We start from the raw sequence: 24,104 nt of genomic DNA on the forward strand, positions 1-24,104 counted from the left end.
GGGGTCACCGCTTCTTGGGCAAGGTGTGCATGTACTTGCAGATGATGCCCAGCATCACCTCGTCGGCGCCGCCGCCAATGGAGGCCAGGCGGCCGTCGCGGTACAGGCGCGAGACCAGGTTGTCCCAGGTGAAGCCCATGCCGCCCCAGTACTGCAGGCAGGCATCGGGCACGGTGCGCAAGAGGCGTCCGGCCTTGAGCTTGGCCATGGACGCCCACTCGGTCACGTCCTGACCCGCGAGGTAGTGTTCGGTGGCCATGTAGGTCAGGGCGCGCAGGGCTTCGACCTCGGTCTTGAGTTCGGCCAGCTTGAAATGCACGCTCTGGTTGTCAAGCACCGACTGGCCAAAGGCCATGCGCTCGCCGGTGTATTCGATGGTCTGCTCGATGCAGTTGGTGAGCGACTGGATCGCATTGGCCGCGCACCACAGGCGTTCCTCCTGGAACTGCTGCATCTGGTAGGTGAAGCCCATGCCTTCTTCGCCGATGCGGTAACGCTGGGGCACACGCACATCGTCAAAGTGGATCAGCCCGGTGTCGCTGGCCATCATGCCGATCTTGCGGATCTTCTTGGCCACCGTGATGCCCGGCGTGTTCATGGGCACCATGATCAGGCTCTTGTTTTTGTGGGCCGGGCCATCAGACGTGTTGGCCAGCAGGCACATCCAGTCGGCCTGCAGGCTGTTGGTGATCCACATCTTGCCGCCGTTGATGATGTAGTCGTCCCCGTCCTTGCGGGCGGTGGTCTTGACCGAGGCCACGTCCGAGCCCGCGCCCGGCTCGGACACGCCGATGCAGCCCACCATGTCGCCCGCAATGGCGGGCGCCAGGAACTCGGCGCGCAAGGCGTCCGAGCCAAAGCGCGCCAGCGCTGGGGTGCACATGTCGGTCTGCACGCCAATGGCCATGGGCAAAGCGCCGCAGTGGATGTGGCCCAGCGCCTCGGCCATTACCACCGAGTACGAGTAGTCCAGGCCCGAGCCGCCATAGGCTTCGGGCTTGGTCAGACCCAGGTAGCCCAAGTTACCGAGCTTCTTGAAGACTTCGTGGGCCGGAAAGATTTCGGCCTTTTCCCATTCGTCCACATGCGGGTTGATCTCGTCGTCGATGAAGCGCTTGAGGTTGCGCTTGAGCTCTTCGTGTTCATGGGTCAATTGCATGAGAAGTCTCCTGGGCGATAGGGTGGAAAAGGTTCAGGGGCGAGCCACGCCGTACTGCATGGGGCGCAGGTTTTTCTGTTCGGCTTCTGCGCAAATCTTCAGCGTGAGCGCCAGCACGCGGCGCGTGTCGCGCGGGTCGATCACGCCGTCGTCAAGCAGCAGACCCGAGGTGTAGAAAGCGCTCATCTGCCGTTCAAACGTCTGCACGATCTTGTCCTGCAGGGACTGCAGTTTGGCCAGGTCGGGCGCTTCGCCTTTGCGCCGGGCCGCGTCTTCGAGCACGATGCCCATGGTGCCTGCGGCCTGCTGCGGCCCCATCACCGCCGTGCGGGCGTTGGGCCAGACAAACAAGAAGCGCGGGCCAAAGCCTCGCCCGCACATGCCGTAGTTGCCTGCGCCAAACGAGGCACCGCACTGGATGGTGATCTGCGGCACGCGCACGTTCGACAGCGTCTGGATCTGCTTGGAGCCGTGCTTGATCATGCCCGCCTGCTCGGCGTCCTTGCCCACAATGAAGCCGGTGGTGTTTTGCAGCCACACGATGGGCAAACCACTCTGGTCACAGGACTGCACAAAGTGCGTGATCTTGGTGCTGCCCGCCGGATCGATCGGACCGTTGTTGGTGACGATCCCCACGCGCTGCCCGGCAATCGATGCATGGCCGCACACGGTGGCGCTGCCATAGGCCTCCTTGAATTCCAGAAAGGCCGAGGCGTCGACGATGCGGGCAATCACGTCCCGCATGTCCACCGGGGTCTTGAGGTCGGGCGAGAAGAGGTCCAGCAGGCCTTCGGGGTCTTGCAGCGGCGCGGCACCATCGGGCCAGACCGTGCCTTGCGCCTGCCAGCCCAGCGACGCCACCAGTTCACGCGCCATGCCGATGCCGTGCGCATCGTCTTCGGCCACGTACTCGGCCAGACCCGACACACTGGCGTGCATGTCGGCACCGCCCAGCGTTTCGTCGTCGGCCACTTCGCCCGTGGCCGCTTTCAGCAGCGGCGGCCCGGCCAGAAAGGCGCGGCCCCGGCCACGCACCATGATCACGTAGTCCGACAGGCCCGTCATGTACGCACCGCCTGCGGTGGACGGCCCGTGTACCACGGCAATGACCGGGATGCCCGCTGCCGACAGGCGGGTCAGGTTGTAGAAATTGCGCCCGCCGTGGACGAACTGCTCGACCTTGTACTGCAGCAGGTTGGCCCCGGCCGACTCGACCAGGTGAATGAAGGGCAGGCGGTTGTCGAGCGCGATCTGCTGCGCGCGCTGCAGCTTCTCCAGCCCCATGGGCTGCAGCGCGCCCGCGTCGATGCCGCCGTCGTCGGCGACGACCAGCGCCCGCGTGCCCGAGACCAGGCCGATGCCCACGATCTGCCCACCCCCTGCGGTGGACTTGTCGGGGTCGGGCGTGTCCTGCAGCCAACCTGCGAGCGACGAGAGTTCCAGAAACGGCGTGCCCGGGTCCAGCAGGCGCTGCACCCGCTCGCGCGGCAGCAGCTGGTCGCGTTTGGCATACAGCGGACCCGCCTGTGCGCTGCGCGCACGCGTGCGCGCTTCGATGCCGCGCCACTGCGCGATCATCGCCAGCATGTGTTCCCTGTTGGCATTCATGGCGCGTCCTGAAGTACCCGAGGCGTGGTGGCCAGGTGAAAGCCATTGAAGGCCGCCGTTTGGCCACCTTTGCCCACCTCGGGCCAGACGCGCTTGGCGTTGGGCGCGGCACCGTCCACACGCAAACACGCGCCCGACACAAAGGCCGCAGCCTCGGACAGCAGGAACACGATGGCGGCCGAGACTTCGCTTTCGGTGCCCATGCGCTGCACTGGCACCATCTTGCCCATGCTGCGGATCAGTGGCCCCATCTCTGGCGGGTACTGGTCCATGCCGCTGGACGCGATCCAGCCCGGGGCCACCGCATTGACGCGCACCGGGCCCCACTCCAGGGCGGCGGTCTCGGTGAAGTTGAGCATGCCCGCCCGCGCCGCACCCGAGTGGCCCATGCTGGGCATGCCCATCCAGATGTCGGCAATGATGTTGACGATGGCACCGCCGTGCTGCGCCATCCACTGTGTGTAGGCTTCGCGCGCCATCAAAAAGCCGCCCGTGAGGTTGTTGCGCACCACCGCGTCCCAGCCCTTGGCGCTGATTTTTTCAAGGGGTGAGGGAAACTGACCGCCCGCGTTGTTGACCAGCCCGTCGATGCGGCCGTGCGCGGCCAGCACATCGGCCACGGTGGCCTGCACCTGCGCTTCTTCGCGGATGTCGCACACATGGACGGACGCTGTGCCGCCGACTGCGGCAATTTCGGCCTGCACGGCCTGGAGTTTTTCGTTCTTGCGCCCGACCAGCGCGACGCGCGCCCCCAGGCTGACCAGCTCGTGCGCGGTGCAGCGCCCGATGCCCGAGCCACCGCCCGTCACGATCACCGCCTGACCCTGAAACAGGCCGGGGCGGAACACACTTTTGTAGCCCATACGCTCTCCGTGATGTGCTGGCTTTTCGGGGCTGAAACGCCTCCCCAAAGTTGTCAACCAAGCACTTGCTTTGTTCAGTGTGCACACCCATAATGGCTTTGTCAATCGCCGGGTTTGCCCTGAGCCACCCGGCCCACCCTGGAGAAACCCATGACCCATGCGTTCATCTTTGACGCGGTGCGCACGCCCCGTGGCAAAGGCAAAAAAGACGGCAGCCTGCACGAAGTCAAACCCGTCGACTTGCTCGGCAGCCTGCTCGAACAACTGCGCCAGCGCCACGGCTTTGACTCGGCCCAGGTCGACGACGTGGTGATGGGCTGCGTCACGCCCATCGGTGACCAAGGCGCGGTGCTGCCCAAAACAGCGCTGCTCAAAGCCGGCTGGGACTTTCGCGTCTCGGGCGTGCAGGTCAACCGCTTTTGCGCATCGGGCCTGGAGGCCGTCAACCTGGGCGCCCAAAAAGTCGCCAGCGGCTGGGAAGACCTGGTCATCGCAGGCGGCGTGGAATGCATGTCGCGCGTGCCCATGGGCTCGGACGGCGGCGCCTGGGCGCAAGACCCGGCCACCAACTGCGACACCGGCTTCACGCCTCAAGGCATCGGCGCCGACCTGATCGCCACGCTGGGCGGCTTTTCGCGGCACGATGTGGACAGCTACGCGCTCGAATCCCAGCGCCGCGCCACCGCTGCACGCGCTGAAGGCCGCTTCAAAAAATCGGTCATCCCCGTCGCCGACGACATGGGTCTGCCCATCCTCGAAGAAGACGAATTCATCAAACCCGGCTCCACCCTCGAAGGGCTGGGTAGCCTCAAGGCCTCGTTCAGCGAGCTGGGTGCCATGGGCTTTGACGCCGTGGCGCTGGCCCGCTACCCACAGGTCGAGCGCATCCAGCACGTGCACACGGCAGGCAATTCATCAGGCATCGTGGACGGCGCAGCAGCCGTGCTGATCGGCTCGGAGGCCAAGGGCCGCGAGCTGGGCCTCACGCCCCGCGCCCGCATCGTGGCCACGGCCCTGTCGGGCGCAGACCCGACCATCATGCTGACGGGCCCCATGCCTGCGGCCCGCAAGGCGCTGGCCAAGGCGGGCCTGACCATCGACGACATCGACCTGTTTGAAGTCAACGAAGCCTTTGCCGCCGTGCCCATGCGGTTCATGGCCGAGATGGGTGTCTCGCATGACAAGGTCAACGTCAACGGCGGCGCGATTGCGCTTGGCCACCCCCTGGGCGCCACAGGCGCGATGCTGATCGGCACTGTGCTCGACGAGCTCGAACGCCGCCAGCTGCGTCGCGGCCTGGTCACCCTGTGCGTGGGTGGCGGCATGGGCATTGCAACCATCATTGAACGGGTATGAACATGGAAACGATCCGCTACGCCCTCGATCAAGGCATCGCCACCGTCACCTTCGACGAACCCGGCTCGCCGGTCAACACCATGAAGCCGCAGTGGCAGGCCGACATGGTCACGCTGGCCGAGCGCCTGACCGCAGACCGCGAGCAGCTGCGCGGTGTGCTGCTGACCTCGGCCAAGACCACGTTTTTTGCAGGCGCTGACCTCAAAGGCGTGCTCCAGCTCAAAGCCGCCGATGCGGCCACAGGCTTCACGGGCATCGAGAAACTCAAAAAAGCCTTTCGCCGCATCGAGACCCTGGGCGTGCCCGTGGTCTCGCTGGTCAATGGCGCCGCGCTCGGCGGCGGCTGGGAGGTTGCGCTGATCGGCCACGCCCGCTTTGCGCTCGACAACCCCAAGATCCAGCTCGGCCTGCCCGAGGTGTCGCTGGGCCTGATGCCCGGCGCCACAGGCATCACCAAGATGACGCGCCTGCTCGGTCTGATGGGTGCACAGCCCTACCTGATGGAAGGCAAGCTCTTCAACCCGCACCAGGCGCTCGAGATGGGCCTGGTCAACGGCCTGGCCGCAAGCGCCGACGAGTTGCACCAGATGGGTCTGGCCTTCATCGAGGCCAACCCGCAGATCAACCAGCCCTGGGACCGCAAGGACTACAAGATGCCCGGCGGCACGCCCTCGTCGCCCAAGATCGCGCAAGGCCTGACCGTGATGCCCGCGATGATGTTCAACAAGACGCATGGCCTGTACCCGGCAGCGCAAGCCATTCTGGAGGCCATGGTCGAAGGCGCGCAGGTCGACTACGACACCGCCTGCCGCATCGAAAGCCGCAAGCTGGCCAAACTGATGGTGGGGCAGAACGCCAAGAACATGATCACCGCGTTCTTCTTCAACCTGAACGCCATCAAGGCAGGCAAGTCACGCCCTGCCGGCATCGCGCCCTGGAAACCCGCCAAGGTCGGCATTCTGGGCGCGGGCATGATGGGTGCAGGCATCGCCTATGCCAACGCCGCGCGCGGCATCCCGAGCGTGCTGCGCGACGTCACGCTGGACAAAGCCCAGGCCGGGCGCGACTACAGCCGCCAGATCACCGACAAGCAGGTGGCCAAGGGTCGCATGGACGCGGGCAAGCAAGCCGCGCTGCTGGGCCTGATCGAGCCCACCGCCGATGTGGCGGCGCTGGCCGGGTGCGACCTGATCATCGAAGCCGTGTTTGAAAACCGCGCCCTCAAGGCGCAGGTCACCCGCGAGGCCGAGGCGGTGATGGCCGCTGGCGGCACCTTCGCGTCCAACACCTCCACCTTGCCCATCACCGGGCTGGCCCAGGCCAGCCAGCGGCCTGCCAAATTTGTCGGCATCCATTTCTTCTCGCCCGTCGACAAGATGAAGCTGGTGGAAATCATCCGCGGCAAGGACACCGACGACGAGTCGGTGGCCCGCGCCTACGACTATGTGCTGGCCATCGGCAAAACCCCCATCGTGGTCAACGACTCGCGGGGCTTTTTCACCAGCCGCGTGTTTGGCACCTTTGTGATGGAAGGCGCGGCAATGCTGGACGAAGGCATTCCCGCGCCGCTGATCGAGCAAGCGGGCCTGGCTGCAGGCATGCCCGTGGGCCCGCTGGCGGTGATGGACGAAACCTCGCTCTCGCTGTCGGTGCATGTGCTCGATCAGACGCGCGCCGACTTCGCCGCCGACGGCCAGACCTACACCGCCACACGCGGTGAGCTGTTCACCGAAAAAATGGTCAAGCAACTGAACCGCCCCGGCCGCGCTGCGGGCGGCGGCTTCTACGACTACCCGGCAGGGGCAAAAAAGCAGCTGTGGCCCGGCCTCAAGTCCTTTGAAAAACCGCTGACGGGCGACCCGCAAGCCCTGCTGGCCGAACTCAAAGACCGCCTGCTGTACCGCCAGGCGATCGAGACCGCCCGCTGCATGGCCGAGAACGTGCTGACTTCCACCCACGACGCCAACATCGGCTCGATCTTCGGCATCGGCTTTCCGGCCTGGACGGGCGGCGCCATGCAGTTCATCTACTCTGAAGGCGTGGAGCGCTTCACGCAGCGCAGCGCCGAGTTGGCCGCGCGCTACGGCGCTGGCTTTGCGCTGTCGGATGCGGTCAAGGCTGTGATTGAGAAGCACCGCCCCTGAGCGCTGGGGCATCTCCGTTTGAAACAGGCACCACCAGGTGCCTGTTTTTTTCATGCCCACTCAGGCGCCGTCCAGCCGCTGACCGCTGCGCCCCGCCCCCGACGCGAACAGCCGCGCCCCACGCGACGCTTCACCGCTGGCCAGGGTCTGCTGGCCCAAAGCGAATTCGTGGGCCAAGGCCTCGTCCAACCCCATGCCGAACTGCTCATAAGCCGAGCGGCGATCGTTGCGCAGGCAGGTCTGCGGCAAGGCCGCCAATTGCTCGGCCAGCGCCACGGCGGCGGCCAGCGCCTGGCCGTCGTCCACCACGCGGTTGGCCAGGCCCATGGCCAGTGCCTCTTCGGCCCCCACAGCGCGCCCCGTCAGGATCAAGTCCAGCGCACGCGACAGGCCAATGAGCCGAGGCAAGCGCACCGTGCCGCCGTCGATCAGGGGCACGCCAAAGCGGCGGCAAAACACACCCAGCACCGCCGAGCGCTCCACCACGCGCAGGTCGCACCACAGCGCCAGCTCCAGCCCGCCCGCCACCGCATGCCCGCCGATGGCCGCAACCACCGGCTTGGACAGCAGCATGCGCGACGGCCCCATGGGCCCATCGCCCTCGGGGTCCAGGCGGTTGCGCCGCGCATCGTCGTTGAGCGCCTTGAGGTCAGCGCCCGCACAAAAAGTGCCGTGCTCGCCGTGCAACACGGCCACGGCCGCATCGGGGTCGGCATCGAAGGCGCGAAACGCGTCGGCCAGCTGCTGCGCCGTCACGCGGTCGACCGCGTTGCGCGCCTGGCTGCGGTTGATCGATACGATGGTGACCGGGCCTTGCCGGGTGACCCGAACTTCTGAATCGCTCATGGTGGCTTGCTCTTGTGGTTGCCGTGCAGACACCTTAGCGCAGACGTCAGGGGCTGCATAGCGTGCCGAGCCACAGGCGTGACTGCCCGATCAACACTGTGCGTCAAAATGGGTCTGTCCAAAGCACACAACCGCCCCACATGCACCCCACCCACGTCACCACCGAACAACTGCAGCAAGCCCTGGCCGAGCTGTTTGCGCCCTGGGTGCAGGCCCTGAACCTGCGCGTAGAAGGTTTCGGCCCGGGCGAAGCCACGCTGCGCCTGCCGCAAAGCGACCAGCTCTCGCGCGTGGGCGGCATGCTGTGCGGGCAGGCTATGATGGCTGCTGCCGACACCGCCATGGTGCTGGCGCTGATCAGCCACTTTGGCAGCTTCAAGCCGTGCAGCACGGTGCAGTTGTCGAGCACCTTTCTCAAACCCCTGTCGGGCCAGGATGCCCTCATCACCGCCCGTGTGCTGCGGGCGGGCAAGAGCATGGCCTTTGGCGAAATCGACCTGCGTGGCGCCGACGACGGCAAGAGCGTCTTCCGTGCGAGCACGACTTATGCACTGATGTGACCCCCTGCAACCGGGGGCTCGCCACCCGCGCGACTGCCCGGTTTTTCCAACGCTGCTAAGGTGGCGGCTCTGTTGATGAAGGCTTCCCATGAAACACAAGAACACCCTCTTTGCATCACACCCACTGACCCTGCGCCGCGCCGTTGTGCTGGGCAGCGCCGGTCTGCTGGCTGGGGCTTTGGCCTTGCAAGCGCCCAAGGCCTTGGCACAAGAATTTCCGCCCAAGAAGAACATCACCATGGTGGTGGGCTTTGTGGCGGGCGGCGCGGCCGACACGGGTGCGCGCATCATCGCCAAACGGCTGGGCGAAAACCTGGGCGTGTCGGTCACGGTCGACAACAAGGCCGGGGCCGGGGGCAACATCGCGCACCAGTTCACGGCCACTGGCCCGGCCGATGGCAGCGTGATTTTGCTGGGCTCGGTGGGGCCGCTGTCGATCGCGCCGCACATGATGAAGCTGCCCTACGACCCGGTCAAAGACCTCGCGCCCCTGACCATGGCGGTGAACTTTCCCAACGTGCTGGTGGTGCACCCGGGCGCAGGCATCAAGACCTTTGCCGACTTCGTCGCCACCGCCCGCAAGAACCCCGGCAAGCTGACCTTCGCGTCCACCGGGCCGGGCTCGGCCTCGCACCTGGCAGGTGAACTGCTCAACGACATGGCCAATTTGGACACCTTGCATGTGCCCTACAAGGGCGGTGCAGCGGCCCTGCAGGACGTGCTGGCCGGGCGCGTCACCGGCTGGTTTGCCACCATGGCCACCGCAGCGCCGCACATCGAAGCGGGCAAGCTGATCCCGCTGGCCAGCACGGGCACGCAGCGCATGGCCGCCTTGCCCAAGTTGCCCACCGTGGCCGAGTCGGGTTTTGCGGGTTTCAACGCCACCAACTGGTACGCCTTCGTGACCTCGGCCAAAGTGCCCAAACCCGTGCTGGAGCGTTGGAACACCGAACTCGTCAAGGTCCTGACCACGCCCGACGTGGTCGAGCAGCTCAACAAGCATGGCCTGACCCCCATGCCGGGCACGCGCGACGAGCTGGCACGCTACATGGCCAGCGAAACCGCGATGTGGGGCCGCGTGATCCGCGAGCGCAAGATCGTGGCCGAATGAACGCCCCAACAGCTGCCGGGCCGACCGTCAGGCTGACGAAACGCCCGATTGGCTACAATAGCGTCCATCACAGAGTTTGAGGTACACCATGTCTGCTCACAACGAACAAACGTCCAACGATCCGGTCGAAGCCGTGGTCAAGCACATCCCGGTGGTGATCCCCGTCGTCGGTGCCCTGCTGATCTTCCTGCTGGCTTTCATCGCCGTGTTCATGGCCTGATCCTTCAGGCCCCCACAAAAAACCCGCCTTGGCGGGTTTTTTTGTGCCTGCCGCTGGGCGGCGCCTCGGGTGCTCAGCGCACGGGCATGATGTGCAGCGCCTCGGGCGCCAGCTCCAGCTGCACCCACTGGCCCGGGCCCGCACCCAAGCGGTGCAGCACCCGCCCTGTCAGGTTCAAGGTGATCCGCTGGTCAGGCAGGCCTTCGGGCACCAACGTACACAGGCTGATCTCGCCCAGGGGCAAGACCTCGCGCAGCTGGCAACGCATGCAATTGAGACGCGGGTCGGCACTGGCCGGGGCATCGTGCGGCAGCACATCGACCCCTTCACCATTGAGCACCCAGGTCACAGGCATGCCCTCGTCGATCTTGTTCTTGTCGATCACACGCACATCGATCTGCCCGCTCTGCCCCTGCCAGGCCAGGCGCCCCCACCCCGGGGACTGCTTGAAGAAACGGCCTTTGTAGTGGTTCTGGATGCCTACCAGCTCGGCCACGCGGGCGTTGCGTGGGCTGGCGAACACGCGCTCGGGCGTGCCCGTCTGCAGGGTTTCGCCCGCGTCCATGATCACCACCCGGTCGGCCAGGCGGCGGGCCTCTTGCAGGTCGTGCGTGACCAGCACCATGGGCACGGCCACTTGTTGACGCAAAGCGGCCAGCTCCCGGTAAAGGGTTTGGCGGGTGGGCGCGTCCACCGCAGAAAAAGGCTCATCGAGCAGCAACACGCCCGAGGCGGCCTCAGGCCCCTGGCCCGGCGCGGGCATGACCCGCACCAGGGCCCGTGCCAGCGCCACACGCTGCTGCTGCCCGCCCGACAGTTGCGCAGGCCTGCGCTGCAGCAGGCCCGACAGGCCCAGGCGTTCGAGCAAGCCCGTCAACGCCGGGGGCGACCAGGCGGCACCTGCGGCCAAAGCCACGTTGGCCAGCACGTCCATGTGCGGAAACAGCGCGTAATGCTGGAACACCAAACCCACGCGCCGCTGCTGCGGGGGGGTGCGCACGCCAGCGGCCGAATCCAGCCAGGACTGCCCTGAACAAACGATTTGCCCCTGCAGATCGGGCGCGGACCACAAACCGGCCATGGCCCGCAGCAAGCTGGTCTTACCGCTGCCCGAAGGGCCCACCAGCGCCACCAGCTCGCCCGGTGCACAGTCGAACTCGGCCTGCAGCCGAATCGGCGTGCAGGACTGCAGGCGCACAGACAAGCCGCTCATCAACGCTCCTGCAGGGCGCGGTGGCGCTGCCCGATGCGGTCAAAAGCCAGCACCACCGTGAGCGCCAGCACCGAGGCGCCCACCAGCGCCAGCGCCATCACATGGGCCGATTGCAACTCAAGCCCCTGCACCTTGTCGTACAGCGAGACCGACAACGTGCGCGTCTCGCCCGGGATGTTGCCGCCCACCATGAGCACCACGCCAAACTCGCCCAGCGTGTGCGCCACCGTGAGCGCCATGCCCGCCAACAGACCCGGCCAGGCCAATGGGAGCTCGATGCGCCAGAAGGTTTGCCAGGCCGACAGACCCGACACCCAGGCCGCCTCACGCAAGCTGTGCGGCACGGCGGCAAAGGCGCGCTGAATGGGCTGCACCATGAAAGGCAGGTTGACCAGCACGCTCACCAAGAGCAGCCCTTGCAGACTGAACACCAGCCGCAGCCCCAGATGGCTGGCCAGCCAGCTGCCCAAGGCACTGCCCTGGCCGAGCGCCACCAGAAAATAAAAACCCATGACGGTGGGCGGCAGCAGCAAAGGCAGCAAGAGCAAAGCCTCTACCAGCGGACGCCCAACCCAACGGGTGACGGCCAGCCAGCGCGCCAGCGCCAGCCCCAGCGGCAACAGGACCAGCGTGGTCAAGGCAGCGAGCAGCAGTGAAACCTGGAGGGCAGACCAATCCATGAAGGCTCAACGGGTCCAGTCAAAAGAAGCTCATTGTGGCAGGGCGTAGCCGTGCTTCACAAACAGCGCCTTGGCCTGCGGGCCCAGCAGGTAATCCCGAAAGGCCTGCGCCTGCGGGCTGGCGCCTTTGAGCAGCACCATGCGCTGGTTCAAGGGCGCGTGCCAATCTGGCGGCACGGGCCAGACCTTGAACTGCCCGGCGGTCTCGGGCGCCAGCGTCAGGGCGTAGGCGGTGAAGCCCAGGGGCGCCGCACCCGTGAGCACGTATTGGGTGGCCTGGCCGATGTTCTCGCCCAGCACCAACTGCTTTTGCAGACGGGGCCACACACCGGTTTTGTGCAGCACCTGCTGCGCCGCCAGACCATAAGGTGCCAGCTGGGGGTTGGCCAGCGCCAGCTTGTCGGCGGGGGCCAAAGCGCGCAGGGCGGCTTCGGGGCTGGCCGATTTGGCCAACGGGTGGGCCTGCAAACCGATCAGCGCCAAGCGTCCGATGGCATAGCGCTGGCCGCTGTCTTGGGTCAGGCCATTTTGCTGAAGCCAGGCCACCTGCTCTTCGTCGGCCGAGATGAACAGTTGCACCGGCAAGCCCTGCTGGATCTGCCGCGCCAATTGCACCGACGCCCCGAAATTGAACTGCACCGACTGCCCGGTTTGTTGCCTGTATTGGGTTTCAATGTCAGCCAGTACAAACTTCAAATTGGCCGCCGCCGCCACTTTGAGCGGCCCGGCCGTGGCGGTTTGTGCCTGCGCAGTGGGGCCAACGCCCATCCAAACCAGACCCCAAGCCAGCAGCACGACCCGCCGCCTGGCAGGTGTTCCGGCCCGCCAAAACAGGCTCCGCATAAAGTCATGCATCTTTTGCATAGATTTTCAGGCTTTTGACAGGCACGGTTGGGGTGGCCTCCCTAAAATCGGGTTCCCTGCCAGTTACCACGCTGTTACAGGGGGCTGATGACGGGAGTATGTCAGCAGCGCGGTCGTTTTCTCAAAGGGTCTGCCCGGGTCTTTTGAAAAAACGATTTTCAAACTTGGAGCTTTCCCCATGAACTCACCCGTGATGCAGGGCCTGAACCTCAACACACCCGCGTACGTCAAGAACGCGAAACTGATCGCCTGGGTCGCCGAAATGGCCGCCCTGTGCAAGCCCGCCAACATCTACTGGTGTGACGGCTCCCAGGAAGAATACGACCGGCTGTGCGCCGAACTGGTGACTGCGGGCACCTTCAAAAAGCTCAACCCCGCCAAGCGCCCCAACTCTTTCCTGGCCTGCTCAGACCCGTCGGATGTGGCCCGCGTGGAAGACCGCACCTACATCTGCTCGGCCAAAAAGGAAGACGCCGGCCCCACCAACAACTGGATGGAACCCGCGCAGATGCGCGCCACGCTGCAGCCCCTGTTTGACGGCTGCATGGCTGGCCGCACCATGTATGTGGTGCCGTTCTCGATGGGCCCGCTGGGCTCGCACATCAGCCACATCGGCATCGAACTGACCGACAGCGCCTACGTGGCCGTCAACCAGAAAATCATGACCCGCATGGGCAAAGCCGTGTTCGACGTGCTGGGCACCAACGGCGAATTCGTGCCCTGCATGCACACCGTGGGCGCGCCTTTGGCTGCCGGTCAGAAGGACACCACCTCCTGGCCCTGCAACCCCACCACCAAGTACATCGTGCACTACCCCGAGACCCGCGAGATCTGGTCCTACGGTTCGGGCTACGGCGGCAACGCGCTGCTGGGCAAGAAGTGCTTTGCGCTGCGCATCGCCTCCAACATGGGCCGTGACCAGGGCTGGCTGGCCGAGCACATGCTGATCCTGGGCGTGACCAACCCCGAGGGCAAGAAGTACCACGTCGCCGCCGCCTTCCCCAGCGCCTGCGGCAAGACCAACTTCTCGATGCTGGTGCCGCCCAAGGCCTTTGAAGGCTGGAAGGTCACCACCATCGGTGACGACATCGCTTGGGTCAAACCCCACGCCGACGGCAAGATGTACGCCATCAACCCGGAAGCGGGTTACTTCGGTGTCGCACCCGGCACCAACATGAAGACCAACCCCAACTGCATGCTGAGCCTGCACAAGGACGTGATCTTCACCAACGTGGCCCTCACAGACGATGGCGACGTGTGGTGGGAAGGCATGGAAAAGGACACCGGCAAGCTGCCCGATCACCTGATCGACTGGCAAGGCAAGGACTGGACCCCACAGATCGCCAAGGAAACCGGTGCCAAAGCCGCCCACCCCAACGCCCGCTTCACCGTAGCCGCGACCAACAACCCCGCACTCGACCCCGCCTGGGACGACGCCGCGGGCGTGCCGATCGACGCCTTCATGTTCGGTGGCCGCCGCTCGACCACCGTGCCGCTGGTCACCGAGGCTCGCAGCTGGACCGAAGGTGTTTACATGGCCGCGACCATGGGCTCAGAGACCACCGCTGCCGCCTTTGGCGCGCAAGGCGTGGTGCGCCGCGACCCGTTCGCGATGCTGCCCTTCTGCGGCTACAACATGAGCGACTACTTCCAGCACTGGCTGGACACCGGCGCCAAGGCTGAGGCCGCTGGCCACAAGCTGCCCGCCATGTACTGCGTGAACTGGTTCCGCAAAGGCGAAGACGGCTCGTTTGTCTGGCCTGGCTACGGCGACAACATGCGCGTGCTCAAGTGGATGATCGATCGCCTCGAAGGCAAAGCCCAAGGCGAACAGACCATGTTCGGCGTGGCCCCCACATACGGCGAAATCAACTGGAACGGCATCGCGTTCAGCGCCGAGCAGTTTAAGGCCGTCACCAGCATCGACAAAGCCGCCTGGCAAGCCGAGTTCAAGCTGCACGACGAACACTTCGCCCAACTGAGCTACCACCTGCCCCAAGCACTGCTGGACACCAAGGCCGCTCTGGAAGCCCGCCTGGCCGCCTGAACATCCACACCAGATCAGGTTCAGCGCCCACCCGGCGCCGGATCTTGAAACCGCCCCGGCCACAAACCGGGGCGGTTTTTTTACGGCTGCACAGCCTGTGCGCCGCCAAACATCCGCACCAATTTCTCCACCTCGGGCGTCAAGCCCATGGTCTTGATGCGCAATTCGGGGTGGGCCGTGGCGAAGACGCGGAACACCTCGTCCACAAAGGCCTGCCCCACAAACACCACGCCTTCAAAGTCGAGAACGACGGTCTTGAACTGGGTCGCGCGCTCCATGACCCATTTGGCTTGGGAGCGCGAGACCAGTTCACTGCTGAGCTGGGCCAGGCGCACCGGGATTTCGGTGGTGTGAAAGGCCTGGCCGCCCACTTCATCGGGGTCGAAATACTTGAGGTACACGTCATTGGGGCTGCGCGTGCTGTCCACCGCAATGCCCATGCGCACCACGGTCTGCGCGCCCAAGGGTTTGAGCTGGGCGTTCGAGTCGATCCAGTCGAACCGGGGCAGGGGTTGGGTGGCCTCGTGCGGGTCAAAGCGCAGGCCACGCGATTCAATTGCAAAGCCGTCCATCATGCGCGAGGACACAAAGATGCCCATGCCCGAGTGGCCTTCTGCAGCGGTGGTGTACTTGCCTTTGGACAGCTCCAGAATCGCCAGACGCGGATCGAACAACTGCGCCGCTTGCGCGACCTTGCCAAAAATGCCCACGCCGTCGTCGGCCACCAGCATCTGCAGTTGCCCGGCGTCCAGGTGCAAGCCCATCAGCACGCGCTCTCCGCCTGAATGGTCCAGCGCGTTGTTGAGCATTTCGGTGAACGCCGTCTGGGCCAGGCTTTTGATGTTGCGCGGCAAATCCAGCAGCAAGGGAGCGAGGTGCACTTCCCAAACGGCCATTTCGCCGCCGCCTTGCAACAGGCTTTGCCGTGTCTGTACGCCCAGCCAGAAACGGCGTGCGCCCAGACTGTAGGTCTGCCGTGTGCCACTGCCGTGGCGCTGCAGGTAGCCCGCGTCGGCCAGTTTCTGGATGCGGCGCGACACCGCCACCCGCGACAAGCCGGTTTGTGCAGTGGCTTCGCTGGCCAACGCCCCTTGCCGGGCGGCGCAGGCCAGGATGATTGCATCGTTGGGGTCCAGCATTTGTACACTTAAACTGTCTTTTGAAGTTGATGATTGTATCTCAGAAAGTATGTTTTTGTATATTCATCTTGTCCAATCCATGCCCCAGCTGCTTGCGCAACAAGACGGCCAGAATGCTCAAAGTCGTGGTGAATGCCAATCCACCAGCGCAGTCGGGGCGTCTACCAGCAGAAAGGCCTGGTTTTCTGGCGGCACAATCCAGGCCCTATGCCATTTTTGAAAACCCCTGAATCACGCGCGCGCCTGGCCCTGTGGCTGCTGTGGATCACACCTGCGCTGTGGTCGGTCAATTACATCGTGGCCCGCGCAGCACCGGGTGTGGTGCAACCGCATGTGCTGGCCCTGGGGCGCTGGGGGCTGGCGGCCACGGCGCTGGCCGTGCTGGCGCGCCACGAACTGACACGCCATTGGCGACACACCTTGCGCCATGCCTGGCAGTACCTGGTGCTGGGCACGCTGGGCATGCTCATTTGCGGAGCCTGGGTGTACAAGGGTGCGCAGACCACTTCGGCCATCAACATCGCCCTGATTTACGCCGCCTCGCCCGTACTGATTGCGCTGGGCGCAGTGCTCTGGCTGGGAGAGCGGTTTTCGTGGCAGCAGGCGCTGGGGGTGCTGGTGGCCATGGCGGGGGTCTTCCATGTGGTGGTCAAAGGCCAATGGCTGTCTTTGGGTGCAGTGCAATGGGTCGCGGGCGACGGCTGGATCGTGCTGTGCATGGTCTCCTGGGCTGCCTATGCCTTGCTGCTCAAAAAATGGCCCAGCCCCTTGGGCAGCACCGCACGCCTGGCGGCCACGGCGCTTGGCGGCTCGTTGGTACTTCTGCCTTTTGCCCTGATGGAGTGGTCACAGGCAGACCGCCCGGCCTGGTCGGCACAGGCCACGCTGCTGGTGCTGTCGGCCGCTTTGCTGCCGGGCATGGGCGCCTATTGGGCCTACGGCTTTTCGCAAAAAGTCCTGGGGGCCAGCCGCGTGGCCGCCAGCCTCTACCTCGGCCCGCTGTATGGCGGCCTGGCCGCCTGGGCCGTGCTGCGCGAACCCATGGGCTGGCACCACATCATAGGCGCAGGGCTGATCCTGCCCGGCATCTACCTGGCTTCGCGCACAGCCCCCGAGACCCCTGAACCCTGAACACACGCGAAAAAAAGCCGCCCGAAGGCGGCCTGGATGCTGAGCGCCGACAGGCGGGTCAGATGTAATGCAGGCGGTTGCGCACGATGCGGGCGGCACGGCGGTGGCTCAGGGCCACCACATCCTGGGCAGGGGCGTCTTCGTTGTCTTCGCGGTCAAAGGCGGCTTGCAGATCGGCCATCATGCGGCTGTCGCTCTGGGCCATGGCCCACAGGCGGCGATCCGAGCGGCGCTGGGCCACGCCCGCAGACCAGCTGTCCAGGCTTTGCATCACGTTTTGCGCCAAGTGGCGCGACAGACCACGCAGTGCAGCAATCGCCACCACGGCCACGACCCACAGGGCGATCCAGGCGGCAATGACGTGGCTTTCAGCCCAAGGCTCCATGAGCTGATCGGCCATGACCACCAAAGTGGCCACCCCTGCGCTCAGCAACAGGCTGGCCAGTGCTTTGGAAGAAGTGGCGGGCTTTTGCGCCTGCGCCAGCGGGTTCATGGAAGTGTGTGTTTGCGAGTTCATTTTTTATTCCCTTTCGATTCATTTGCAGTTTTGTGAATTCAAGTTAACAAAACCATGAGGCGAATATTAGGGTTAATACCTGTGTTGTTCAACTTTATATTCATGATGTGTATCATTCACAACAGTGATGAATACCCCATGAACGCCACACCCGCCTTGTCTTTTCGCTCTCTGGACCTGAACCTGCTTCGGGTCTTTGACGAAGTCATGGCCGAGCGCAGCTTGACCCGCGCGGCGCACAACCTGTCACTCACACAGCCAGCCGTCAGCAACGCGCTGCGCCGTTTGCGGGACACCCTGGGCGACGAGCTGGTGCGCAGGCAAGGCCAGGGGCTGGCCCCCACGCCGCGCGCCGTGGCGCTGTGGCCCAGCGTGCGCGAGGCGTTGCGCCAGCTCGAATCGGTCATCGTGCCCAGCGCCTTTGTGCCTGCCCAGGCCAGCAACACCTTTGTGCTGGGCATGGCCGACGCCACCGCAGCCGAGCTGATGGGCGGCTTGGCCAGCCGACTGGAGCGGGACGCGCCAGGCGTCTCGCTGAGGGTGCTGCCCCTGACCACGCGTGACCCGCGCCAGCTGCTGGCCGACGGCGTGGCCGATGTGGCACTGGGCTACTTTCCGGCGGTGCTGACCGACCTGACGGCGCGTGCCCAGTCGGGCGAGGCGGTCACCTTCGGACACCAGCACCTGTACGCCGGGGAATACGTCTGCGTCATGCGGCGTGGCCACCCATTGGCCGATCGCCCACTGACGCTGGATGCCTATTGCGCCGCACGCCACCTGCTGGTGAGTTTTTCAGGGCGGCCCTACGGTTTTGTCGATGAAGCGCTCGCATCGATCGGGCGACAGCGGCGCATCGTGCTCACCGTCAACCAGTTTTTCACGGCGGGCCGCGTGGTGGTGAACTCGGACCTGTTCACCGTGCTGCCGCGCCACTTTGTGCCCACCACGGGCATGGCCGACCAGCTGGTGCTGCACGAGTTGCCGCTCGATGTGCCGCCTGTGCATGTGCAGGCACTGTGGCACCGCCGCGTGCAGCACGACAGCGCCCACCAGTGGCTGCGCGAAGCGCTGCTGCAAGTGGCCCGCGAAGCCTTCGGGCAAGATGAGGCCACATGAACATCCAACTGCTGTCGGACCTGCACCTGGAGTCGCACCCGCACCTGGCGCCCGAGCCTGCGCCTGGGGCCGACGTGCTGGTGCTGGCCGGTGACATCGGCTCCTACCAGGCCGGCTCGGCCTTGCAGGCACAAGGCGACGCCAACTTTGGGCTGCAGCGCTTTTCGCCACACCACGGCTGGCCCACGCCCGTGCTGTTTGTGCCCGGCAACCACGAATACGACGGCCTGGACTTTGACCAAGCCCACGCCCGGCTGCGCGACACCTGTGAGCGGCTGGGCATCACCTGGCTCGAGCGCGAAGTGGTACAGCTTGGCGGTGTGCGCTTTGTGGGCACCACGCTGTGGACCGACTTTGACGCGCTGGGGCCACTGGCAGGGCAGCCCTTGCCCGACCCCAGCTCGGACAAGTTCCCGGCGCACTTCCACCACCCCAACAGCCAGTACACGCGCCAGCTCAAGGCGCGCGACAAGGCTTTTCGTGCCGCCAACTACTACCTGCGCAAAACCGGCACCACCCGCGCGGACGAGCCCTGGCTGGCTGAGCAGGTGCGCGAGCAGGCCCTGGTGTGCCAGGCCTGGCTGCAGCGCACCCTGAACACGCCGTTTGATGGCAGCACCGTGGTCGTCACGCACTTTGCGCCCAGCCTGCGCAGCAGCGACCCGCGCTACGGCCTGGTGCCGGGCACAGCGGGTTTTTGCAACGCACTCGACCCGCTGCTGGCACACGCTCACCTGTGGCTGCACGGCCACCTGCATTGCCCCAGCGACTACGAACACGCAGGCTGCCGTGTGGTGGCCAACCCCCGCGGCTACGACAAGAAACAGGAACACCTGGGTTTTGTGGCCCAGCGCACCGTGCAGGTCTGAAAGACGGCGACGGCGCAGCAAACCTTGACCGCCGTCAAATCCGGCGCACCCGAGCTGCTCTACAGTGAATGCATCCCCCCTCATTCACAAGGAGCTCCTCATGAAAATCCTGCTGGCCGTCGACGGAAGTGACTACACCAAAAAAATGCTGGCTTACCTGGCCACACACGAAGAGCTGTTCAGCACCTCGCACCGCTTCACCTTGTTGACCGTCCAACCCCAATTGCCGGCGCATGCCCGCAGCGTGGTCGGCAAGGAAGCGGTCGACACCTACCACCGCGAGGAATCCGAAAAAGTCCTGGGCCCTGTGGTGAAGTTTTTGCTGCGCCACGGCATCGACGCCAAGAGCCTGTCCAAGGTGGGGCATGCGGGCGAGATCATTGCCAAAACGGCCGAAAGCGGAAAGTTCGACATGGTGGTGCTGGGCTCGCACGGCCACAGCGCTTTGGGCAACCTGGTGATGGGCTCGGTGGCCACGCAAGTGCTGGCGCGTTGCAAGGTGCCCGTGCTGCTGGTGCGTTGAAGAACGCTCAGCGGGCGCGCAAGCCGTCAAAGCAGGTGCTCATCACCAGATCCAGGATTTCCTCGTCCGTGTGCTGCTCACCCATTTGCAGGAATTCGATCACCGGGTCGCAGGCCCGCGCAAACAAGGTGTAGAGCACCGCCACAGCGGGCAACGCCGGGTTGATCTGACCTTGCGCCTGCGCCTGCTCGATCCAGCCGCCCAACACGTCGCTGACCTCCATCAGGCCGTCCATGTAGTCCTTGCTGGCCATCAGCGTGGCGCGCAAGCTGGAGTTCTGGGAAGGCAGCGAAGGCATCAGGCCCTGGATCTTGAGGCCCATGGTCCAGCGCGTCACGCGCTTGAGCTTGTCCAGCGGCGAGGCGTCTTCTGGCAACTCCTGGATGAAGGCTTGCGCCCGCTGCATGGCGGTGACCATGGCCGCGCAGGCCAGGTCTTCCTTGCTCGCAAAGTGTTTGTAGAGGCTGGCCTTGGCAATGCCCACTTCGGCTGCCACTTCGTCCACCGTCATGGCCTCAAAGCCTTTTTCGGCCAGCAGCCGATTGACCGACTGGATGATGGCCGTCTCGCGTGCCGCGAGCATCTGCTGCTTGAAAGACTTTTTGGGTGGGGCCGATGGGTTTGCGCTCATGAGATCACATTGTATGCACGCCGTTCAAGCCACGACTGGCGCGTCACATTTCACCCCTCCCTCGCATCAGGCCTTCACCCAACCCGGCACGCCGCTGGCCAGTGCCCATTGGGCCTGGGTCTGCAAACGGCTGTCAGGCATGGCCGGGTGGGGCGTGGTGCGCATCTGCGCCAGCACACCCGAGGGCTGCACTTCCACATAGGTGTAGCCGCGCTCGTCGGCGCGGGCGTGCACGATGTCCGGGTTGTTGTCGCGGATCTGCGCCAGCAGCGTCTCGGACATGCCGCGCGAGCTGATCGAGGTGGTGACGACTTCGCTGGCCACGATGGGCGACTTCTCGTCATTCGGGCGCACGCGCAAGTTGGCCGCCACGTTCATGTGCACGTCACCGCCCAGCACCAGCACGTCCTGCAGCCGCGCCTGCGCGATGGTGTTCAAAAGGCGCTCACGCGCCAGCGGGTAACCGTCCCAGCCGTCGGTGAAGCTGCTGCGTCCCAGCGGCGTGGCGATGCCCGAGGAGCTCATCTGCGTGGACTGCGCGAGCAGCTTCCAGCGCCGGGTGCTTTGGGCAAGGCTCGGGTAGAGCCATTGCTCTTGCGCTGCCCCCAGCATGCTGCGCTCGGCGTCTTGCAGCTCGGTGCAGCCCACCACCACCCGGCCGCCGCCCCGGTTCGGATCGGGGCAGGCATGGTGGCTGCGGTACTGGCGGCAGTCCAGCGTCCAGATGTCGGCGAGCTGCCCCCAACGCATCTGGTCGTGGATGCGCATCTGGTGCGGTTGCGCTGGGTCCGGCCCCAGGCGCACGGGCATGTGCTCAAAGTACGCCTGGTACGCCGCCGCACGCCGACGCAAGAACACCTGCGGGTCGGTGAACTTCATGTCGCGGTCGTTGGCGTAGTCGTTGACCACCTCGTGGTCGTCCCAGGTCATGACCCAGGGGTGCGCGGCGTGACACGCCTGCAGGTCGGCGTCGCCTTTGTACTGCGCGTGGCGCTGGCGGTATTCGTCGAGCGTCTGCGGCACACCGCCCACATGCTTTCGCACCAGGTAGCGCGGGTTGCTGCTCTCGTAGATGTAGTCGCCCAAGAACAGCACAAAGTCCACATCGCGTTTGGCGATCTCGCGGTGGGCCACGTAGTAGCCCTGCTCGAAGTGTTGGCACGAGGTCTGCGCGATGCGCAGCTGCGCCACCTTGTCGTGGTCGCCCGGGCTGGTGCGGGTGCGGCCCACCGGGCTGCTGGCGCTGCCCGAGGCAAAGCGGTACCAATAGCTGCGCCCCGGCTGCAGGCCGGTCGCGATCACATGCACGCTGTGGGCGCGGCTGGCGTCGGTCTGCACCCGCCACTGGCGCACGGGCTGGCGCAAGGCTTCGTCGGCAAACACTTCGCACAACACCGCCTGCGGCTGGGCCTTGTGGGCGGCATCGGCTTCGGCGATCAGCAAACGGGTCCAGAGCACAACGCTGTCGGGTCGGGGCTGGCCGCTGGCCACGCCGAGTGCAAACGGGTCGACCTGCCAGCGCGGGCCTTTGGCCGCATCGCCGCTGCCCGTAGGCTGAGCCTGTGCGGTGGGCAAGCTCCAGGGCGCCAGCGCCAGGGCCAGCGCTTGGCGGCTCCAGTCGCGGCGGGTGAGCGAAGCCTTGAAAAAATCCTGATCAGACATGTGGGGGGTGTTCCATCGGTGCGGCGGCGTCAATGCAGCCGCGAGGTGAGCGGTTCGCGCAAGAAGTCGAGCACCAGCGCATCAAAGGCGTCGGGGGCTTCCAGGTTTTGCAGGTGGCCAATGCCGGGCAGCTGCACCCAACGGCTGCCCTCGATCTGCGCGGCCATGCGCTCCAGTGTGCTGGCGGGCGACTTGCGGTCGTGCTCGCCCGTGAGCAGCAGCGTGGGTACATGGATGTGCGACAGCACCGCTTCACGGTCAAAGCTGGCCTGCGCCTGCAAAGCCAAACGGTAGGTGATGGGGGATAGCTGCGCCATGCAGTGGCGCGCCAATTGCACACCTTCGGGCAGCGCCAGTGGGCCGATCTGTGTGGCCATCACGGCCTCGCTCAAGCGGGCCATGTCGCCCTGCGCGGTGGTATCGAGGTGCTGCAGCTGGGCTTGGGCGTCTTCGCGCCAGGCCACATCGGCCTGGCTGGTGGTGCCGCAGAGCACCAGCCGGTTGACCAGCTCGGGCCTGCGCATCACGACCTCTTGCGCCACCATGCCGCCCAGGCCGTGGCCCACCAGCGCCACACTGCGCGCCACACCTGTGGCTTCGTCGGGCAGCAAGGCTTCAATCAGGGCCACGCAGCTTTGCGCCAGGCCGCGCACGCCATAGGGCTCCACAGGGGTGCTGTGGCCATAACCGGGCATGTCCCAGGCCACCGCCCGAAAACCCGCATGGGCAAAGTGCTCGACCTGCGGCGCAAAGCTGCGGTAGCCGCCCCCGGCACCATGCAGAAACAACACAAGCGGGCCCGCGCCCAGCGCGGTGAAATGGGGCAAAAACATGCGTGGCCATCCACAAAAATCCAGCCTGCATGTTACCCGCGCCAACTTTGCGCCCCAGCCTGCCTTGGGGGTGACAGCGCACCGGGACCCCGAGGCGGCACAATGCGGCGATGACTTCTTCCGTCCGACGCAAAGACCACCTCGACACCCTGGCCATCGGCCTCTTGGTGGCGTGCTGCATGTTCTGGGGCCTGCAGCAGGTGCTGGTCAAAGCCATCATGAACGAGGTGGCACCACTGTTTCAGGCCAGTTTACGCTGCATCGGCGCCTGCGTGCTGCTCATGGTGTGGTGCCGCGTGCGCGGGGTGCGCCTGTTCGAGCGCGACGGCAGCCTCTGGGCCGGACTGCTGGCAGGCGGCCTGTTTGCCGCCGAGTTCGCCTGCATTTACCTGGGGTTGCGGCACACCGCTGCTTCCCGTCTGACGGTGTTTTTGTACACCTCGCCGTTTTGGGTGGCGGCGCTGGTGCCACTGTTCGTCAAGTCCGAGCGCCTGCGCCCGCTGCAGTGGGTGGGGCTGGCCTGCGCGTTTGTGGCCGTGGTGTTTGCCATGCGCGAAGGCCTGGGCCAAGCCACCGGCACCAGTGCCACGGGTGACCTGCTGGGCCTGGCGGCAGGGGCTTTGTGGGGGCTGACCACGGTGTCGATCCGCGCCACCAACCTCACCCGCATCTCGCCCGAGAAGCTGCTGTTCTACCAAATCGCCACCACCGCCGTGGCCGTGCCCTGGATCTCGTTCGCGCTGGGCGAGACCTGGTCGTTCGACTGGAGCCCCATGGCCTGGGGCTCGATGCTGGCGCAGACCGTCATCGGCGCGTTTGCCAGCTACCTGGTCTGGATGTGGATGCTCGGCCGCTACCCGGCCACCAAGATTTCGGTGTTCGTCTTCCTCACGCCCTTGTTTGCGCTGCTGTTTGGCACGCTGGGCCTGGGCGAAGCGGCCACCCCCACGCTGCTGGCGGCACTGGCCTTGGTGGCGACTGGGATCGTGCTGGTCAACAAACGCTGAAAGTG

Annotated in this window: 23 protein-coding genes; 11 read left to right on the forward strand and 12 right to left on the reverse strand. The window is 65.4% G+C overall.

Annotated features, from left to right (window positions below; translation table 11 throughout):
* Positions 1-4: 4 nt before the first annotated feature.
* Genes IC609_RS05945 through IC609_RS05955 form a run of 3 tightly spaced genes read right to left on the reverse strand, consistent with a single transcriptional unit; the run spans position 5 to position 3,630 of the window.
* A complete protein-coding gene (locus tag IC609_RS05945) occupies positions 5-1,159 on the reverse strand; it encodes an acyl-CoA dehydrogenase family protein (RefSeq protein WP_191818494.1) in 1,155 nt (384 codons plus the stop codon).
* Positions 1,160-1,192: 33 nt separating this feature from the next.
* Positions 1,193-2,767 carry an acyl-CoA carboxylase subunit beta gene (locus IC609_RS05950; protein ID WP_191818495.1) on the reverse strand — a complete coding sequence of 525 codons (1,575 nt, stop codon included), beginning with the start codon at positions 2,765-2,767 and terminating at the stop codon, positions 1,193-1,195.
* Complete coding sequence (locus IC609_RS05955) at positions 2,764-3,630, reverse strand: SDR family oxidoreductase (protein WP_191818496.1); 867 nt, start codon at positions 3,628-3,630, stop codon at positions 2,764-2,766. Before IC609_RS05955 ends, IC609_RS05950 begins: the two co-directional genes overlap by 4 nt.
* Positions 3,631-3,780: 150 nt before the next feature.
* On the opposite strand from IC609_RS05955, the gene IC609_RS05960 reads away from it, so the two are divergent.
* Complete coding sequence (locus IC609_RS05960) at positions 3,781-4,986, forward strand: acetyl-CoA C-acetyltransferase (RefSeq protein WP_191818497.1); 1,206 nt, start codon at positions 3,781-3,783, stop codon at positions 4,984-4,986.
* Positions 4,987-4,988: 2 nt separating this feature from the next.
* A complete protein-coding gene (locus IC609_RS05965) occupies positions 4,989-7,130 on the forward strand; it encodes a 3-hydroxyacyl-CoA dehydrogenase NAD-binding domain-containing protein (RefSeq protein WP_191818498.1) in 2,142 nt (713 codons plus the stop codon).
* A 60-nt stretch (positions 7,131-7,190) separates the two neighbouring features.
* On the opposite strand, the gene IC609_RS05970 is transcribed toward IC609_RS05965, so the two are convergent.
* Entirely contained in the window at positions 7,191-7,976 is a 786-nt protein-coding gene (locus tag IC609_RS05970) for a crotonase/enoyl-CoA hydratase family protein (protein WP_191818499.1), read from the reverse strand.
* Between the two features lie 140 nt (positions 7,977-8,116).
* Between IC609_RS05970 and IC609_RS05975 the strand changes: the two genes are divergently transcribed.
* The 3 genes from IC609_RS05975 (at position 8,117) to IC609_RS16215 (ending at position 9,867) form a co-directional block, all read left to right on the forward strand.
* Entirely contained in the window at positions 8,117-8,536 is a 420-nt protein-coding gene (locus IC609_RS05975) for a PaaI family thioesterase (protein ID WP_191818500.1), read from the forward strand.
* Between the two features lie 88 nt (positions 8,537-8,624).
* Positions 8,625-9,647, forward strand: a complete 1,023-nt coding sequence (locus IC609_RS05980) for a Bug family tripartite tricarboxylate transporter substrate binding protein (protein WP_191818501.1) — start codon at positions 8,625-8,627, stop codon at positions 9,645-9,647.
* 88 nt (positions 9,648-9,735) lie between these two features.
* Positions 9,736-9,867, forward strand: a complete 132-nt coding sequence (locus IC609_RS16215; protein ID WP_269902667.1) for a hypothetical protein — start codon at positions 9,736-9,738, stop codon at positions 9,865-9,867.
* A gap of 73 nt (positions 9,868-9,940) precedes the next feature.
* On the opposite strand, the gene IC609_RS05985 is transcribed toward IC609_RS16215, so the two are convergent.
* The 3 genes from IC609_RS05985 to modA are packed head-to-tail and all read right to left on the reverse strand — an operon-like array spanning position 9,941 to position 12,555.
* Positions 9,941-11,080, reverse strand: coding sequence for an ABC transporter ATP-binding protein (locus tag IC609_RS05985; RefSeq protein ID WP_191818502.1), 1,140 nt, complete (start codon positions 11,078-11,080; stop codon positions 9,941-9,943).
* On the reverse strand, positions 11,080-11,760 hold the full coding sequence (modB, locus tag IC609_RS05990; protein ID WP_191818503.1) for a molybdate ABC transporter permease subunit: 681 nt from the start codon (positions 11,758-11,760) through the stop codon (positions 11,080-11,082). The genes IC609_RS05985 and modB overlap by 1 nt, the downstream gene beginning before the upstream one ends.
* A gap of 30 nt (positions 11,761-11,790) precedes the next feature.
* Positions 11,791-12,555 carry a molybdate ABC transporter substrate-binding protein gene (gene modA, locus IC609_RS05995; protein ID WP_333473643.1) on the reverse strand — a complete coding sequence of 255 codons (765 nt, stop codon included), beginning with the start codon at positions 12,553-12,555 and terminating at the stop codon, positions 11,791-11,793.
* Between the two features lie 247 nt (positions 12,556-12,802).
* On the opposite strand from modA, the gene IC609_RS06000 reads away from it, so the two are divergent.
* Entirely contained in the window at positions 12,803-14,671 is a 1,869-nt protein-coding gene (locus IC609_RS06000; protein WP_191818505.1) for a phosphoenolpyruvate carboxykinase (GTP), read from the forward strand.
* Positions 14,672-14,751: 80 nt separating this feature from the next.
* On the opposite strand, the gene IC609_RS06005 is transcribed toward IC609_RS06000, so the two are convergent.
* Positions 14,752-15,810 (reverse strand): STAS-like domain-containing protein, encoded by a 1,059-nt coding sequence (locus tag IC609_RS06005; protein ID WP_191818506.1) that lies wholly within the window; start codon positions 15,808-15,810, stop codon positions 14,752-14,754.
* Between the two features lie 207 nt (positions 15,811-16,017).
* On the opposite strand from IC609_RS06005, the gene IC609_RS06010 reads away from it, so the two are divergent.
* Positions 16,018-16,941, forward strand: coding sequence for a DMT family transporter (locus IC609_RS06010; RefSeq protein WP_191818507.1), 924 nt, complete (start codon positions 16,018-16,020; stop codon positions 16,939-16,941).
* Positions 16,942-16,999: 58 nt separating this feature from the next.
* Here IC609_RS06010 and IC609_RS06015 read toward each other — a convergent pair whose 3' ends face one another.
* The gene (locus IC609_RS06015; RefSeq protein ID WP_191818508.1) at positions 17,000-17,458 is read right to left on the reverse strand and encodes a hypothetical protein; all 459 of its coding nucleotides are present in this window, start codon (positions 17,456-17,458) and stop codon (positions 17,000-17,002) included.
* Positions 17,459-17,596: 138 nt separating this feature from the next.
* Here IC609_RS06015 and IC609_RS06020 point away from each other — a divergent pair, with 138 nt between their 5' ends.
* From IC609_RS06020 to IC609_RS06030, 3 genes are all read left to right on the forward strand, one after another.
* The gene (locus IC609_RS06020; protein ID WP_191818509.1) at positions 17,597-18,574 is read left to right on the forward strand and encodes a LysR family transcriptional regulator; all 978 of its coding nucleotides are present in this window, start codon (positions 17,597-17,599) and stop codon (positions 18,572-18,574) included.
* Entirely contained in the window at positions 18,571-19,443 is an 873-nt protein-coding gene (locus tag IC609_RS06025; RefSeq protein WP_191818510.1) for a metallophosphoesterase, read from the forward strand. The genes IC609_RS06020 and IC609_RS06025 overlap by 4 nt, the downstream gene beginning before the upstream one ends.
* 100 nt (positions 19,444-19,543) lie before the next feature.
* Positions 19,544-19,966 carry a universal stress protein gene (locus IC609_RS06030; protein ID WP_191818511.1) on the forward strand — a complete coding sequence of 141 codons (423 nt, stop codon included), beginning with the start codon at positions 19,544-19,546 and terminating at the stop codon, positions 19,964-19,966.
* A 7-nt stretch (positions 19,967-19,973) separates the two neighbouring features.
* Here the strand turns inward: IC609_RS06030 and IC609_RS06035 are convergent, their stop codons facing one another.
* From IC609_RS06035 to IC609_RS06045, 3 genes are all read right to left on the reverse strand, one after another.
* Positions 19,974-20,597, reverse strand: a complete 624-nt coding sequence (locus IC609_RS06035; protein WP_191818512.1) for a TetR/AcrR family transcriptional regulator — start codon at positions 20,595-20,597, stop codon at positions 19,974-19,976.
* Between the two features lie 66 nt (positions 20,598-20,663).
* Positions 20,664-22,259: an alkaline phosphatase D family protein gene (locus tag IC609_RS06040; protein WP_191818513.1), complete on the reverse strand. Its 1,596-nt coding sequence runs from the start codon at positions 22,257-22,259 to the stop codon at positions 20,664-20,666.
* Positions 22,260-22,288: 29 nt separating this feature from the next.
* A complete protein-coding gene (locus tag IC609_RS06045) occupies positions 22,289-23,092 on the reverse strand; it encodes an alpha/beta fold hydrolase (RefSeq protein WP_191818514.1) in 804 nt (267 codons plus the stop codon).
* Between the two features lie 110 nt (positions 23,093-23,202).
* On the opposite strand from IC609_RS06045, the gene IC609_RS06050 reads away from it, so the two are divergent.
* Entirely contained in the window at positions 23,203-24,099 is an 897-nt protein-coding gene (locus tag IC609_RS06050; RefSeq protein ID WP_191818515.1) for a DMT family transporter, read from the forward strand.
* Positions 24,100-24,104: the final 5 nt, after the last annotated feature.

Source organism: Limnohabitans radicicola, from assembly GCF_014837235.1.
GTDB classification, from domain to species: Bacteria; Pseudomonadota; Gammaproteobacteria; order Burkholderiales; family Burkholderiaceae_C; genus Limnohabitans_A; species Limnohabitans_A radicicola.

Excerpts from the sequence above, each read along its gene's own strand:
- IC609_RS06020 (WP_191818509.1), top strand. The coding sequence starts at position 17,597 with ATGAACGCCACACCCGCCTTGTCTTTTCGCTCTCTGGACCTGAACCTG.
- IC609_RS05955 (WP_191818496.1), bottom strand. The coding sequence starts at position 3,630 with ATGGGCTACAAAAGTGTGTTCCGCCCCGGCCTGTTTCAGGGTCAGGCG.
- IC609_RS05950 (WP_191818495.1), bottom strand. The coding sequence starts at position 2,767 with ATGAATGCCAACAGGGAACACATGCTGGCGATGATCGCGCAGTGGCGC.
- modB (WP_191818503.1), bottom strand. The coding sequence starts at position 11,760 with ATGGATTGGTCTGCCCTCCAGGTTTCACTGCTGCTCGCTGCCTTGACC.
- IC609_RS06050 (WP_191818515.1), top strand. The coding sequence starts at position 23,203 with ATGACTTCTTCCGTCCGACGCAAAGACCACCTCGACACCCTGGCCATC.
- IC609_RS06045 (WP_191818514.1), bottom strand. The coding sequence starts at position 23,092 with ATGTTTTTGCCCCATTTCACCGCGCTGGGCGCGGGCCCGCTTGTGTTG.
- IC609_RS05970 (WP_191818499.1), bottom strand. The coding sequence starts at position 7,976 with ATGAGCGATTCAGAAGTTCGGGTCACCCGGCAAGGCCCGGTCACCATC.
- IC609_RS05960 (WP_191818497.1), top strand. The coding sequence starts at position 3,781 with ATGACCCATGCGTTCATCTTTGACGCGGTGCGCACGCCCCGTGGCAAA.
- IC609_RS06000 (WP_191818505.1), top strand. The coding sequence starts at position 12,803 with ATGAACTCACCCGTGATGCAGGGCCTGAACCTCAACACACCCGCGTAC.
- IC609_RS06025 (WP_191818510.1), top strand. The coding sequence starts at position 18,571 with ATGAACATCCAACTGCTGTCGGACCTGCACCTGGAGTCGCACCCGCAC.
- IC609_RS06040 (WP_191818513.1), bottom strand. The coding sequence starts at position 22,259 with ATGTCTGATCAGGATTTTTTCAAGGCTTCGCTCACCCGCCGCGACTGG.
- IC609_RS06015 (WP_191818508.1), bottom strand. The coding sequence starts at position 17,458 with ATGAACTCGCAAACACACACTTCCATGAACCCGCTGGCGCAGGCGCAA.
- IC609_RS16215 (WP_269902667.1), top strand. The coding sequence starts at position 9,736 with ATGTCTGCTCACAACGAACAAACGTCCAACGATCCGGTCGAAGCCGTG.
- IC609_RS06005 (WP_191818506.1), bottom strand. The coding sequence starts at position 15,810 with ATGCTGGACCCCAACGATGCAATCATCCTGGCCTGCGCCGCCCGGCAA.
- IC609_RS05945 (WP_191818494.1), bottom strand. The coding sequence starts at position 1,159 with ATGCAATTGACCCATGAACACGAAGAGCTCAAGCGCAACCTCAAGCGC.
- IC609_RS06035 (WP_191818512.1), bottom strand. The coding sequence starts at position 20,597 with ATGAGCGCAAACCCATCGGCCCCACCCAAAAAGTCTTTCAAGCAGCAG.
- IC609_RS05965 (WP_191818498.1), top strand. The coding sequence starts at position 4,989 with ATGGAAACGATCCGCTACGCCCTCGATCAAGGCATCGCCACCGTCACC.
- IC609_RS05980 (WP_191818501.1), top strand. The coding sequence starts at position 8,625 with ATGAAACACAAGAACACCCTCTTTGCATCACACCCACTGACCCTGCGC.
- IC609_RS05975 (WP_191818500.1), top strand. The coding sequence starts at position 8,117 with ATGCACCCCACCCACGTCACCACCGAACAACTGCAGCAAGCCCTGGCC.
- IC609_RS06030 (WP_191818511.1), top strand. The coding sequence starts at position 19,544 with ATGAAAATCCTGCTGGCCGTCGACGGAAGTGACTACACCAAAAAAATG.
- IC609_RS06010 (WP_191818507.1), top strand. The coding sequence starts at position 16,018 with ATGCCATTTTTGAAAACCCCTGAATCACGCGCGCGCCTGGCCCTGTGG.
- IC609_RS05985 (WP_191818502.1), bottom strand. The coding sequence starts at position 11,080 with ATGAGCGGCTTGTCTGTGCGCCTGCAGTCCTGCACGCCGATTCGGCTG.